At 70.5% G+C, this 14,274-nt stretch carries 9 protein-coding genes and 1 tRNA gene; 8 read left to right on the top strand and 2 right to left on the bottom strand.

The window, feature by feature from the left end; all coding sequences use genetic code 11:
- Window positions 1-63 precede the first annotated feature (63 nt).
- The 6 genes from recF to ACWGJ5_RS08435 all read left to right on the top strand — a co-directional run bounded on the left by recF (window position 64) and on the right by ACWGJ5_RS08435 (window position 7,813).
- Complete coding sequence (recF, locus tag ACWGJ5_RS08460; RefSeq protein ID WP_453308985.1) at window positions 64-1,185, top strand: DNA replication/repair protein RecF; 1,122 nt, start codon at window positions 64-66, stop codon at window positions 1,183-1,185.
- The gene (locus tag ACWGJ5_RS08455) at window positions 1,182-1,730 is read left to right on the top strand and encodes a DUF721 domain-containing protein (RefSeq protein WP_228621644.1); all 549 of its coding nucleotides are present in this window, start codon (window positions 1,182-1,184) and stop codon (window positions 1,728-1,730) included. Before recF ends, ACWGJ5_RS08455 begins: the two co-directional genes overlap by 4 nt.
- Window positions 1,731-2,104: 374 nt before the next feature.
- On the top strand, window positions 2,105-4,213 hold the full coding sequence (gyrB, locus tag ACWGJ5_RS08450) for a DNA topoisomerase (ATP-hydrolyzing) subunit B (RefSeq protein ID WP_453308984.1): 2,109 nt from the start codon (window positions 2,105-2,107) through the stop codon (window positions 4,211-4,213).
- Window positions 4,214-4,255: 42 nt separating this feature from the next.
- Complete coding sequence (gene gyrA / locus ACWGJ5_RS08445) at window positions 4,256-6,850, top strand: DNA gyrase subunit A (RefSeq protein WP_453308983.1); 2,595 nt, start codon at window positions 4,256-4,258, stop codon at window positions 6,848-6,850.
- A gap of 18 nt (window positions 6,851-6,868) precedes the next feature.
- Window positions 6,869-7,603: a DUF3566 domain-containing protein gene (locus ACWGJ5_RS08440; protein WP_453308982.1), complete on the top strand. Its 735-nt coding sequence runs from the start codon at window positions 6,869-6,871 to the stop codon at window positions 7,601-7,603.
- A 133-nt stretch (window positions 7,604-7,736) separates the two neighbouring features.
- Window positions 7,737-7,813, top strand: a tRNA-Ile gene (locus ACWGJ5_RS08435).
- A gap of 199 nt (window positions 7,814-8,012) precedes the next feature.
- On the opposite strand, the gene ACWGJ5_RS08430 is transcribed toward ACWGJ5_RS08435, so the two are convergent.
- A complete protein-coding gene (locus ACWGJ5_RS08430) occupies window positions 8,013-12,092 on the bottom strand; it encodes an nSTAND1 domain-containing NTPase (protein WP_453308981.1) in 4,080 nt (1,359 codons plus the stop codon).
- Window positions 12,093-12,584: 492 nt separating this feature from the next.
- On the bottom strand, window positions 12,585-13,154 hold the full coding sequence (locus tag ACWGJ5_RS08425; RefSeq protein WP_453308980.1) for a hypothetical protein: 570 nt from the start codon (window positions 13,152-13,154) through the stop codon (window positions 12,585-12,587).
- A 194-nt stretch (window positions 13,155-13,348) separates the two neighbouring features.
- Between ACWGJ5_RS08425 and ACWGJ5_RS08420 the strand changes: the two genes are divergently transcribed.
- Together ACWGJ5_RS08420 and ACWGJ5_RS08415 are read left to right on the top strand one after the other, a co-directional pair.
- Window positions 13,349-13,831: a hypothetical protein gene (locus ACWGJ5_RS08420; RefSeq protein ID WP_453308979.1), complete on the top strand. Its 483-nt coding sequence runs from the start codon at window positions 13,349-13,351 to the stop codon at window positions 13,829-13,831.
- 215 nt (window positions 13,832-14,046) lie between these two features.
- Window positions 14,047-14,274: a ferredoxin gene (locus ACWGJ5_RS08415; RefSeq protein WP_453308978.1), complete on the top strand. Its 228-nt coding sequence runs from the start codon at window positions 14,047-14,049 to the stop codon at window positions 14,272-14,274.

The following is a 14,274-nucleotide window of genomic DNA, read 5'->3' as shown; positions in this document are numbered from 1 at the left end:
GGGCCCCACGAGCCCCGTGATCCACAGTCCATCAGCACTCTGGGGAAGGCCGGCGAAACGACCATGCACGTCACGCATCTTTCGCTGGCCGACTTCCGCTCGTACGCCCGGGCCGAGGTTCCGCTCGACCCGGGCGTCACCGCCTTCGTCGGGCCCAACGGGCAGGGCAAGACCAACCTGGTGGAAGCGGTCGGATACCTCGCCACCCTCGGCAGCCACCGGGTCTCTTCCGACGCGCCCCTGGTCCGGATGGGGGCCGAGCGGGCCGTGATCCGGGCGCAGGTCCGGCAGGGCGAGCGGCAGCAGCTGGTGGAGCTGGAGCTGAACCCCGGCAGGGCCAACCGGGCCCGCATCAACCGGTCCTCGCAGGTCAGGCCGAGGGACGTGCTGGGGATCGTACGGACCGTGCTGTTCGCGCCCGAGGATCTCGCCCTCGTCAAAGGCGACCCGGGTGAACGTCGGCGGTTCCTCGACGAGCTGATCACGGCCCGTTCCCCGCGCATGGCCGGGGTGCGCTCCGACTACGAGCGTGTGCTGAAGCAGCGGAACACCCTGCTCAAGACCGCCGCCCTGGCGCGCCGGCACGGTGGGCGGTCCATGGATCTGTCCACGCTCGACGTGTGGGACCAGCATCTGGCGCGTGCGGGCGCCGAGTTGCTCGCCCAGCGCCTCGACCTGATCGCCGCGCTGCAGCCGCTGGCCGACAAGGCCTACGAGCAACTGGCTCCCGGCGGCGGGCCGCTGGCGCTGGAGTACAAGCCGTCCGCGCCCGGCGAGGCCCACGCGCGCGAGGATCTCTACGCCCAGCTGATGACGGCCCTGGCGGAGGCGCGCAAGCAGGAGATCGAGCGCGGTGTCACCCTCGTTGGCCCGCACCGGGACGATTTGATTCTCAAACTCGGTCAGCTGCCCGCCAAGGGGTACGCCTCCCACGGCGAGTCCTGGTCCTACGCGCTCGCCCTGCGCCTGGCTTCCTACGACCTGCTGCGGGCCGAGGGCAACGAACCGGTGCTGGTCCTGGACGACGTCTTCGCCGAGCTGGACACGCGCCGGCGGGAGCGGCTGGCCGAGCTGGTCGCGCCGGGCGAGCAGGTGCTGGTCACCGCCGCCGTGGACGACGACGTACCGGATGTACTGGCCGGGGCGCGGTACGCCGTGTCGGGCGGGACGGTGGAGCGCGTATGAGCACCGGCGAACCCACCCCCCAGGACCCGAAGAAGAGCGGGAACGAACCCTCCGGCGTCGACCTCGCGCGCGTGGCGTTGCGCGCGGCGAAGGAGCAGGCACGCGCGCGTGGAGACGCGGCGCGGCAGAAGAAGCAGGCCAGGCGTGGCGGCGGGCTGCGCTCCGGCGCGCGCGCCGACGGCCGGGACCCGATGGCGCTGGGCGCCGCGATCAACCGGCTGCTGACCGAGCGCGGCTGGGAGACCCCCGCGGCGGTGGGCGGGGTGATGGGCCGCTGGCCGCAGATCGTCGGCGAGGACCTGGCCAAGCACTGCGTGCCGCAGCGGTACGACGAGGACGAGCGCGTGCTGATCGTGAGCTGCGACTCCACGGCCTGGGCGACCCAGCTGCGCCACCTCGCGCCCGCGCTGGTAGCCCGCCTCAACGAGGACCTGGGGCACGGCACCGTACGGATGATCAAGGTGCTCAATCCGGGTGGCCCGGCTCGCCGCTACGGTCCGCTGAGGGCGCCCGGCAGCTCCGGTCCCGGCGATACGTACGGGTGACGTACGTCACGTCGAAAAGTTGGACGGTGCCCTCGGAGTGGCGCCGTATCACGGGTGTGGAGAGCAGCTGCGGCACGGTCGGAGCGCCATCTGACCCCCCAGTAGCCAAGGGTTGACGCCTCGAAGCGCTGAATGCCGCTGTGAGCCCCTTGGAGCCCCCATCCACATATCGGGACCCGGTCGAGCCCGGTTCAGGGCGGCACATGGGGACTCAGGTACCGGCAAACCCCCATCGATGTCAGAGCTACCGGTAGACTGGAAGACAATCCCGCCCCAATGTGGGGACCGCCCGGGAAAAGCTGAGCAACGCTGATCAAGGCTTACCACCGCAACATGCCGCAGCCGCTCCGGCAACCTGCCGACGAGCCCGGCTCGTGCTGTGCCAGAAAGGGCGCTTCGTGGCCGATTCCGGCAACCCCAACGAGAACAACCCGTCCACCGACGCCGGCGTGAACGGCGAGCCCACCGAGGCCCCCGTGAACGGCGGGGCCGCAGATTCTGGCGCAGCCTCCGCCTCCTACGACGCCAGCGCCATCACCGTGCTCGAAGGGCTGGACGCGGTCCGCAAGCGGCCCGGCATGTACATCGGTTCCACGGGCGAGCGCGGTCTGCACCACCTGGTGTACGAGGTCGTCGACAACTCGGTCGACGAGGCGCTGGCCGGGTACGCGGACACGATCGACGTCACGATCCTCGCCGACGGCGGCGTCCGGGTCGTCGACAACGGCCGTGGCATCCCCGTGGGCATCGTGCCCTCCGAGGGCAAGCCGGCGCTCGAGGTCGTGCTGACCGTGCTGCACGCGGGCGGCAAGTTCGGCGGTGGCGGTTACGCCGTCTCCGGCGGTCTGCACGGTGTGGGCGTGTCCGTCGTCAACGCGCTGTCCACGAAGGTCTCCGTCGAGGTCAGGACCGACGGCCACCGGTGGACGCAGGACTACAAGATGGGCGTCCCCACGGCCCCGCTGGTCAAGCACGAGGCCACGGAGGAGACCGGCACGTCGGTCACCTTCTGGGCCGACCCGGAGATCTTCGAGACCACCGAGTACTCCTTCGAGACGCTGTCGCGGCGTTTCCAGGAGATGGCGTTCCTCAACAAGGGTTTGACGATCAAACTCACTGATGAGCGCGAGTCGGCGAAGGCCACCAGCGGTGCGGACGAGGCGGGTGCGGACGAGAAGGCCGAGGTCAAGGCCGTCACGTACTACTACGAGGGCGGCATCGTCGACTTCGTGAAGTACCTCAACTCCCGCAAGGGAGAGGCGGTGCACCCCACCGTCATCGACCTGGAGGCGGAGGACAAGGACAAGAGCCTGTCCCTCGAGGTCGCGATGCAGTGGAACAGCGGCTACACCGAGGGCGTGTACTCCTTCGCGAACATCATCCACACCCACGAGGGCGGTACCCACGAAGAGGGCTTCCGCGCCGCGCTGACGTCGCTGATCAACAAGTACGCGCGCGACAAGAAGCTGCTGCGCGAGAAGGACGACAACCTCACCGGTGACGACATCCGTGAGGGTCTGACCGCGATCATCTCGGTGAAGCTGAGCGAGCCGCAGTTCGAGGGCCAGACGAAGACCAAGCTGGGCAACACGGAGGCCAAGACCTTCGTACAGAAGGCGGTCTACGAGCACCTCAACGACTGGCTGGACCGCAACCCGGTCGAGGCCGCGGACATCATCCGCAAGGGCATCCAGGCGGCCACCGCGCGCGTGGCGGCCCGCAAGGCCCGCGACCTGACCCGCCGCAAGGGCCTGCTGGAGTCGGCGTCCCTGCCGGGCAAGCTCTCCGACTGCCAGTCGAACGACCCCACCAAGTGCGAGATCTTCATCGTCGAGGGTGACTCCGCCGGCGGCTCGGCCAAGTCCGGCCGGAACCCGCAGTACCAGGCGATCCTCCCGATCCGCGGCAAGATCCTCAACGTGGAGAAGGCCAGGATCGACAAGATCCTGCAGAACCAGGAGATCCAGGCGCTGATCTCGGCCTTCGGCACGGGTGTGCACGAGGACTTCGACATCGAGAAGCTCCGCTATCACAAGATCATTCTGATGGCGGACGCCGACGTCGACGGCCAGCACATCAGCACCCTGCTGCTGACCTTCCTGTTCCGCTTCATGCGGCCACTCGTCGAGGCCGGTCACGTGTACCTGTCCCGTCCCCCGCTGTACAAGATCAAGTGGGGCCGGGACGACGTGGAGTACGCCTACTCCGACCGCGAACGCGACGCACTGATCGAGATGGGCCGCCAGCGCGGCAAGCGCGTCCGCGAGGACTCGATCCAGCGCTTCAAGGGCCTCGGCGAGATGAACGCCGAGGAGCTGCGCGTGACCACGATGGACCAGGAGCACCGGGTCCTCGGCCAGGTCACCCTCGACGACGCCGCCCAGGCCGACGACCTGTTCTCGGTCCTCATGGGCGAGGACGTCGAGGCCCGCCGCCAGTTCATCCAGCGCAACGCCAAGGACGTCCGCTTCCTCGACATCTGAGTCGGTCTCAGCTGACCGCACCAGGAAGGATCTTCACCAGCAATGGCCGACGAGAACACTCCGCAAACCCCTGAGACCGAGGGCGGCGAGCTCGTGATGCGCGTCGAGCCCGTCGGGCTCGAGACGGAGATGCAGCGCTCGTACCTGGACTACGCGATGTCCGTCATCGTGTCCCGTGCGCTGCCCGACGTCCGGGACGGCCTCAAGCCCGTCCACCGGCGCGTGCTGTACGCGATGTACGACGGCGGCTACCGCCCCGACCGCGGCTTCTACAAGTGCGCCCGTGTCGTCGGCGACGTCATGGGCAACTACCACCCGCACGGCGACAGTTCGATCTACGACGCCCTGGTGCGCCTCGCGCAGCCGTGGTCGATGCGGATGCCGCTGGTGGACTCCAACGGCAACTTCGGCTCCCCGGGCAACGACCCGGCGGCCGCCATGCGGTACACCGAGTGCAAGATGGCGCCGCTGTCGATGGAGATGGTCCGCGACATCGACGAGGAGACCGTCGACTTCACGGACAACTACGACGGCCGCTCCCAGGAGCCGACCGTCCTGCCGGCCCGCTTCCCGAACCTGCTGATCAACGGCTCGGCCGGCATCGCGGTCGGCATGGCGACCAACATCCCGCCGCACAACCTGCGCGAGGTCGCGGCCGGCGCCCAGTGGTACCTGGAGAACCCCGAGGTCTCCCACGAGGAGCTGCTGGACGCGCTCATGGAGCGCATCAAGGGCCCGGACTTCCCGACCGGTGCCCTGGTGGTGGGCCGCAAGGGCATCGAGGAGGCGTACCGCACCGGGCGCGGCTCGATCACGATGCGCGCGGTGGTCGAGGTCGAGGAGATCCAGGGTCGCCAGTGCCTGGTGGTGACCGAGCTGCCGTACCAGGTCAACCCGGACAACCTGGCGCAGAAGATTGCCGACCTGGTCAAGGACGGCAAGATCGGCGGTATCGCCGACGTCCGCGACGAGACCAGCTCCCGTACGGGCCAGCGCCTGGTCATCGTCCTCAAGCGGGACGCGGTCGCCAAGGTCGTGCTGAACAACCTGTACAAGCACACCGACCTGCAGACGAACTTCGGCGCCAACATGCTGGCACTGGTCGACGGCGTGCCGCGCACCCTGTCCCTGGACGCGTTCATCCGCCACTGGGTGACGCACCAGATCGAGGTCATCGTCCGCCGTACCCGCTTCCGGCTGCGCAAGGCCGAGGAGCGCGCGCACATCCTGCGCGGTCTGCTGAAGGCCCTGGACGCCATCGACGAGGTCATCGCGTTGATCCGGCGCAGCGACACCGTCGAGATCGCGCGTACGGGCCTGATGGGCCTGCTGGAGATCGACGAGATCCAGGCCAACGCGATCCTCGAGATGCAGCTGCGGCGCCTGGCGGCCCTGGAGCGGCAGAAGATCGTCCAGGAGCACGACGAACTCCAGGCGAAGATCAACGAGTACAACGAGATCCTCGCCTCCCCGGTCCGCCAGCGCGGGATCGTCAGCGAGGAACTGGCCGCGATCGTCGAGAAGTACGGCGACGACCGCCAGACCAAGCTGATCCCGTACGAGGGCGACATGTCCATCGAGGACCTGATCGCCGAGGAGGACATCGTCGTCACGGTCACGCGCGGCGGCTACGTCAAGCGGACCAAGACGGACGACTACCGGGCGCAGAAGCGCGGCGGCAAGGGCGTACGCGGCACGAAGCTGAAGGAAGACGACATCGTCGACCACTTCTTCGTCTCCACCACGCACCACTGGCTGCTGTTCTTCACCAACAAGGGCCGGGTCTACCGGGCGAAGGCGTACGAGTTGCCCGAAGCCGGCCGGGACGCGCGCGGTCAGCACGTGGCGAACCTGCTCGCCTTCCAGCCGGACGAGGCGATCGCCGAGATCCTGGCGATCCGTGACTACGAGGCGGCGCCGTACCTGGTGCTGGCCACCAAGTCCGGCTTGGTCAAGAAGACGCCTCTGAAGGATTACGATTCGCCCCGCTCCGGCGGCGTGATCGCGATCAATCTGCGCGAGCGCGAGGACGGAACGGACGACGAGCTGATCGGTGCCGAACTGGTCTCGGCCGACGACGATCTGCTTCTGATCAGCAAGAAGGCGCAGTCGATCAGGTTCACCGCCTCCGACGACTCCCTGCGCCCGATGGGCCGTGCCACCTCCGGCGTGAAGGGCATGAGTTTCCGTGAAGGCGATGAACTTCTGTCGATGAATGTTGTTCGACCGGGTACGTTCGTGTTCACTGCCACCGACGGCGGGTACGCGAAGCGGACTGTCGTCGACGAGTACCGCGTCCAGGGCCGCGGCGGCCTCGGTATCAAGGCCGCCAAGATCGTGGAGGACCGTGGTTCGCTCGTCGGGGCGCTGGTCGTCGAGGAGACCGACGAGATCCTCGCGATCACCCTCTCCGGCGGTGTGATTCGTACGCGAGTCAATGAGATCAGGGAGACGGGCCGTGACACCATGGGCGTCCAACTGATCAACCTGGGCAAGCGCGATGCCGTGGTGGGCATCGCACGTAACGCCGAGGCGGGGCGCGAGGCGGAGGAGGTCGATGGCGAGGACGCCGTCGACGCCGTCGAGGGTGCCCAGGCCGCCGGCACGGACGAGGGTGAGGCGCCCTCGGCCGAGTAGCACGAGGAGTGAGTCATCGTGAGCGGAGCCACGGGCGCCGGATCGGCCGGTACCTCCACGGGTACTGACACGGACGGCGGCGGCCGTGGCTCCGCCGCGCACGCGGCGGGTGCGGGGAGCGCGACCGACCCGCACACCACCAACCTGAAGCCGGTGAAGGTGTCCGGGAAGGACTCCTCCGGCTCGTCTGGATCCCAGGGGGGAACTGTGACGGACACCCGAGGCCCCGCCGCGGCCGGCGAGGCACAGTCGTCGTCTCCGCTCCCCGGGGAGCGGAGCCCGGAGCAGCCCTCCGGGCCGTACCACCCGCCGCAGGCCTATCCGGCCCAGCCCCCGGCCGGTGCCGTACGACGGCCGCGTACGGGCGCCCGTACGGAGCCGCGCACCCGCAAGGCGCGGCTGCGGGTGGCCAAGGCCGACCCGTGGTCGGTGATGAAGGTCAGCTTCCTGCTCTCCATCGCGCTCGGCATCTGCACCATCGTCGCCTCGGCGTTGCTGTGGATGGTCCTGGACGCGATGGGCGTGTTCTCGACGGTGGGCGGCACGATCTCGGAGGCGACCGGCTCGAACGAGGCGAACGGCTTCGACCTCCAGGCATTCCTGTCGCTCCCCCACGTCCTGACGTTCACGACGATCATCGCGGTCATCGACGTGGTCCTCGCCACGGCGCTCGCGACGCTCGGCGCGTTCATCTACAACCTCTCCGCGGGCTTCGTGGGCGGCATCGAGCTGACCCTGGCGGAGGACGAATAGGCCCCGCGGAGGCCCTCCGGACACCCTGCGCGCCCCTGACCTGACGGTCCCCCGACAACCGATTTTGGGACTGACGTGGTCGTGCGCTAATCTTCAGGAGTCAGCGCGCGGGACACACACCGCAAAGCGCGGCGGGGCTATAGCTCAGTTGGTTAGAGCGCATCCCTGATAAGGATGAGGCCACAGGTTCAAATCCTGTTAGCCCCACCAGCACGAAGACCCCCGGTCCGGATGGATCGGGGGTCTTCGGCGTCTACGCAGACATCCACCGGGCGGAACACGCCCAGTGGAACAAAAAGGCCCGACCGCTGGCGACGGGGGATGCACCAGCGATCGGGCTGTGGCCAAGGGTAACAAGCTCAGGGGCCTCGTGGGGGCAAGTCGATCGAAATTAAGTCAGGTTGGCCGATCAATGACCGCACGGAGGGTCGTAGGAGAGCCGGGGAAGGTACTCGTCCCACCTCTGCGGGCTCAGTACGCTCCGGGTGACCGAGCAGATGTACTCGATCGCCGCGTCGGCGTCCAGGCTCCACAGACGGACCGTGTCCGTGCCGCTGGAGACCCCGAGAACACGGCTCTTGGGGCTGAAGGACAGGAAGGTGCCCGACCTGGCGTTGGGGCTCATCGACTGGCCGATGGGGCTCGCCGAGGCGGGGTTGCCGACGTTCCACAGCCGGACCGTGTTGTCATTGCCGCCGCTGGCCAGAACACGCCCGTCCGGGCTGAACGTCAGCAGCTTGACCGCCTCGGTGTGACCGGTGAGCGGCGCGCCCAGCGCGGTCGTCGAGGCGGGGTCGGTGACGTTCCACAGCCGGACGGTGTCGTCGTCGCTGCCGCTGGCCAGAACACGCCCGTCCGGGCTGAAGGCGATCGCGTTGACCGGGCCGGAGTGCTTGGTGAGCCGGCCGAGCCCGGTCGGGCGGGCCGGGTCGGTGACGTTCCAGAGGCGGATCGTGCTGTCCGCGCTGCCGGAGGCCAGGGTGTGGCCGTCGGGGCTGAACGCGAGCGCGTTGACATAGCCCCGGTGGCCCGTCAGCGGCCTGCCGAGCGCCACGGGGTGCGCGGGGTCGGCGATGTTCCACAGCTGGATGGTGGCGTCGTCGTAGGCGGTGGCCAGGGTGCGGCCGTCCGGGCTGAAGGCGAGCGTGTCGGGCCCCGCGAAGCGCGTCCGCAGACGCAGGGGCGAGCCAGCGGTGACCGGGTGGGACGGATCGCCGACGTTCCACAGATACACGGACTGGTTGTTGGTGAGGACGGCGAGGATGCGGCCGTCGGGGGAGAACAGCGGCGCACGATGGCCGCCGTCCGCGCCCATGAACGGTTTCCCCAGCGGTACGGGCCGCGCGGGCCGCGCCACGTTCCACAGCCGGAGCCTGCCGTCCCGGGCCGCCGTGACCAGCACCCGTCCGTCCGGCCGGAACGCGCTGGTGCGGCCGACGATGTCCGAGGTCGGCAGCGACCACAGACGCACCGTGCTGTCACCGCTGCCCGTGGCCAGGGTCTGCCCGTCGGGGCTGAACCCGAGGGCGTACATCTCCCCGCTGCTGCCCGCGAGCGGCTCCCCTACCTGCGACGGGGACGAGGGGTCGCTGACGTTCCACAGGCTCGCCGTGCTGTCCGCGCTCGCGGCGGCCAGCCTGCTGCCGTCCGGGCTGAAGGCCACCGACCAGATCGGCCCGGTGTGCCCGGCCAGCGGTGAGCCGAGCGCGGACGGGTGGGCGGGGTCGGTGACGTTCCACAGCCGGATCGTGTCGTCCGCGCTGCCGCTGGCCAGGGTGTGCCCGTCGGGGCTGAACGCCACCGAGTGCACGAGGTCCGTGTGGCCCCTCAGCGCAGTGCGGTACGGCTTGGGGTGACGCGGGTCGGCCGTGTTCCACAGCATGATCGTGTCGTCGTCACCGCCCGCCGCGAGGGTGCGCCCGTCGGGACTGAACGCGACGCTGCGCACCGCGGCGCTGTGTCCGCGCAGAGCGCCGAGCTCACTCGGCCGGTGCGGGTCGGACACGTTCCACAGCCGTACCGTGTGGTCCTCGCCGGCCGAGGCCAGCGTGCGTCCGTCGGGGCTGAACGTGATCAGGTAGATCGTGCCCCGGTGGCCGGCGAGCGGCTTGCCGAGCGGCTTCGGGCGGGCGGGGTCGGTCACGTCCCACAGCCGGATCGTCCCGTCGTCCCCGGCGCTGGCGAGGGTGTGCCCGTCCGGGCTGAAGACGGCGCTGCTCACCCAGCTGGTGTGGCCGGTCAGCGGCCTGCCGAGCGGCTTGGGGTGGCGCGCGTCGGCCACGTTCCACAGCCGGACGGTCCGGTCGTAGCTGGCCGTGGCCAGCGTCCTGCCGTCGGGGCTGAAGGAGGTCAGATAGACCGCACCGGTGTGGCCGGACAGGGGCGTGGCCAGCGGCGCGTTCACGATCGAGATCAGCCTGCTGTACGTGCCCTCGTCGCCCGGGCGCAGATGGTGGGCGACCAGGTCGAGCTGGGCGGCCAGGGACGGATCGGTGCGCTGGACCCGGTCGGCCTCGGCGAGCACCTGCTCGAAGACGGCGTCGTCCCGTTGCTGTCGGGCGATCACCGCCGAACCGCCCGCGACCAGGGCCAGCACCACCAGTGCCGCCACCGCGGCCCGGCTGAGCAACACCGAGCGCTTGCGCAGCCGGACCGCCGCGGCCAGGAACTCCACCGCGCTGCGGGTCAGATACGTGTCCCCGGCCGACCGCGCCCAGCTGCGCGCCTGCTCCAGCCGGGAGCCGCGGTAGAGCAGTGAGCTGTCCCGGCCCGAGTCCTCCCAGGCCCGGCCGTCCTCCTCCAGCCGCTGGCGCAGCAGATGGTCGTTGCGGTCGTCGTCGATCCAGTGCCGCAGCCGGGGCCAGGCGTGCAGCAGCGCCTCATGGGTGATCTCCACGGTGTCCGCGTCCAGCGTCACCAGCCGGGCCCGTACGAGGGCCTCGAGGGACTCCTCCGTCTTGCCGGGGTCCGCCGACTCCTCCGCCAGCTGCCGCCGGGTGCCCCGCCGCCGCGTAGCCTGGGTGTCCTCGCCCAGCCGGACCAGCCGCAGCAGGAGCAGCCGGGCTGCCGTACGGGCCGCGGGATCGAGCCCCGACCAGGCGCGCTCGGCGGTCGCCGCGACGGCCCCCTGGATGCCGCCCGCCGCGCGATAGCCGGCCAGCGTCAGCCGTCCGGCCTTGCGGCGCTGCCAGGTGGCGAGCAGGGCGTGCGAGAGCAGCGGGAGCACGCCCGCGTCGTGGGCGCCGCGCGGCCCGTCGGCGCTGACCTCGCGGACGATCAGCTCGGCGAGCCCCGGTTCCAGCTCCAGACCCACCGCCTTGGCCGGACCGGTCACCGCCTCGCGCAGCTCGGTACTGGTCAGCGGACCGAGCACCATGTGCCGGTGCTGGAGGGCGTCGGCCAGTTCCGGGTAGCCGAGGCACTGCTCGTAGAAGTCGGCGCGGATGCCGAGGACGACGAGCACCGGTGCGGGCTCGCCCGAGTCGGCGGGCGGGGTGCAGGCGGCGTGCAGGAGCTGGATGAACGTACGCCGGTCCGTCTCGTCGGCGCAGAGGGTGAAGGCTTCTTCGAACTGGTCCACGACGACGACCGGTCGGCACCCGGCGGACGCCTCCCGGCGGGCCCACTCCGACACGGCCTCGCGGGCCGCCTGGGCCACCCGGGGCGAGTCGGAGCCGGGAACCGCCGGGTTCTCCGTGGCCTCGTGTTCGGCCCGACGCGCGTCGGCGGCGACAGTGCCGAGATCGGGGACAAGGCGGACCAGCTCACCGAGGGGATCGGCACCCGGGACCAGGTGCAGGACACAGTCGGCGGTGGTTTCCTGCGGATCCTGGGAGGTGGCGCTCGTGTGCGGTATGCCGGTGCCGCGTCCGTCGTGCAGCGCGCCGCCTCGTACGGCGGGGACCAGGCCGGCGTTCAGCAGGGAGGACTTCCCCGCTCCCGAGGCGCCCACCAGCATCACCAGACCGCCTGTCCGCTCGGCGGCGCGGAGCTGGGTGATGAGTGCGCTCGTGCTCCGTTCCCGGCCGAAGAACCACCGGGCATCCTCCTGCCGGTAGGGGGCGAGCCCCCGGTAGGGGCAGACGCCTCCGGTGAGGGGCGAGGCCTGGGCCGGAGGAGGCCGGTTCTCCTCGGCGGGCGGTGCGGGTCGGTCGCCCACCGGGTCGGCCAGTGCGCGCTCCCACAGCCGCTGCCAGTGTGCGAGGTCGTACAGGCCCGTGGACACCGGCGAGGGCCGCAGCCGTCGTGCCTCCGGAATCAGGATGTGCAGCACCGCCGCGAGGGCGGCGAACTGGGCCGGTACGTTCCTGGCCCGGCGCCAGTCGCTGATCCGCTGCGCGGACACGCGCACGGGCCGCCCGCGTTCGTCGACCCGCTGCAGCCGTACGACCGCCTCGGCGACGCTCTTGAGGGGAGGGTTTCCAGCCTCCTTGTACAGCAGCGCGAGGCGCTCGGCGAAAGCTGTGCGTGTCCCTGAGTCGGAACTCAAGGTCCCACCCCTTTACGTTCCCCCCGCGTCTGGACGTCCGGACCGGAAAACCCACCCTATACGCCTGACCTGCGGATAAGTGCCGGACCGGAGGCAACGGTCTCCTCGCCATGGATAACAGATGGCAGGATCCGGACCCGGTAGTGAACCCGTCACACACCGTCCGGACAGGCCACGGCCCTGTGCGCGGACAGACAGGCTTCGGTGCCGAAGGATCTCGGCCAACTTCGATCGAAGGCAGGGAGCGGCGACGAGACGGTCGCATGAGCCCGTGAGCCTTGAGAACCGGTTCCATTCTTCGATCGGTACCGAGCCGACGCGGCACCGATCGACACCTCTGCACCGTCCGGCACCGGTCCCCACGAGGGGAGGGACCGGTGCCGGACGGGCAGGGGGTGGTGTGTGCCGAGTGGGCCGGGTGACGTTTCACGTGAAACACCGCTCAGGCGAAACAGCGGGCGATGTCGGACACGTGGGCGCCGCGGCCCTGTTTCAGTCGGCCGCTGTGTTCACCTCGAGCCATCCGGCCGCGCGGGCCGTGGCCACGGCGTGGCGTTCGGCCTCCTCGGCGGAGGCGTTCAGAGCCGCGTCCTGCCCTCGCGCACTGCCTCCGGCCGCGAGAGCGGCGGCCTGGGACGCCGCCAGCGCCGCGCGCAGGGCGGCGGAGGCCAAGGAGGTCATGCCGGATGCGAGTGAGCCCGTGGCTGCGGTCGCGCCGCGGTTGCCCCGTGCCGCGGCCACCTGGGCGGCCAGCGCCGCGGTGGCGGCGGCATTGCGGGCGCAGCGGGCGTCCGCGGCGGGGTCGGGGGCGGACGCGGTGAGCGCGGCGAGCGAGTCGGCCGACAGTCGCAGCGCGTTGGCGGCCCGGCCGACGGGGTCCCTCGGGACGATCTCGGCCGCGTCCTGGCCGACACCGGCGTACCGGCACGCGGCTACCGCACGGTCGTTGGCGCTGTGCGCGCGGGCCCCGTGGAGCCTGCGCAGTACCTCGGCCCGGAGGCTGTGCGGCGCCTCGGCCTCCTCCGTGACCGCTCCGGCCGCCGCTTCTTCCCGTTCGCTCATCCTCGGCCTCCCTCGTCCGGGACGACATCGCACCCTGGTCCTGGGTGCGGGCAGGGTGTCACGTCGGCCGTGAAGAGGCCAGAAGCGCGGCTGCGGGCCCGGCATGCCCTGGATATCTGACTGACCGTCAGATACGGTGCCCGTCGGTGGCTGTTCCCGAAGGTGAGCGTCCCGTTCCCGAAGGGGTGAGTGACATGCACAAACGTCCCCCGTGCCCGCAACCGCCCGGTGCTCCGCGCTGGGTCGCGATGTTCCACATGCCGTCCCAGGACTCCTGGACGGTAGGCGCGGAGTCCCCCGACCGGGCTCCCGTGCAGTACGCCGTCGGAGACATGACCCAGACCGTGCGGGCGCGCGGCGAGGAGGTGACGGTCGCGCTGTGGGGGCCCAGGGACGGCGCCTGGCACCTCTTCGACACCCCGGCCGGCAAGGTGTCCGCTCCCGCTCCGGCCGAGGTGGCCGGCCGGTCCGCGCCGGGCACCGGTGAACCGGCCAAGCTCGCGGAACGCATGACGGACCGCCGGCACCAGGTGCTCATGGCCGGCCTGAGCAAGGCGGGCCTGTACGACCTGAGCACCGAGGACGGCGAGGCGGTGCGGACGATGGCCGACCTGCTCGACGAACCCACGGTCCGCCGGGTGGCCCACTGGCTCTCGGTAGCGGGCGGGGAGCGGTAGCGGGAACGGACCGGTTCGGCGAGCGGCCGGGCGCACAGGCCGGTGCGCGATCGGCGGTGGCAGCAGGACCAGTTCAGCGAGCGGCCGCGCGCACCGGGGGCCGGTCCACGGGAATGGGGCTGATCCGGCAGGCGATGGCGTGAACAGGGCTGATTCAGTGAGCGGTTCGCCGGGCATTGACGTCCAGGAAGCCACCGTCCAGAGCTGGAGGACACATGAAGGTCTCCGTCGACCGTGCCCTGTGCTACGGCTCTGCCGAGTGCGCACACCGGGCGCCGGGCGTGTTCGCGTTCGAGGACGGCTACGGCGTCGTACGGCCCGGCCGGGAGGGGTCCGCCGACGACCCGCAGGTCCAGGAGGCGGCCGAGAGGTGCCCCTCGCAGGCGATCGTGCTCACGGAGCGGGGACCCGGAGCAGGGACCCGGTCAGCCCTCAGGACGTGA

It is taken from the genome of Streptomyces sp. NPDC054783, from assembly GCF_053611725.1.
The sequence above is the reverse complement of the archived record's forward strand: the minus strand, read 5'-3'. Positions and strand labels throughout refer to the sequence as shown.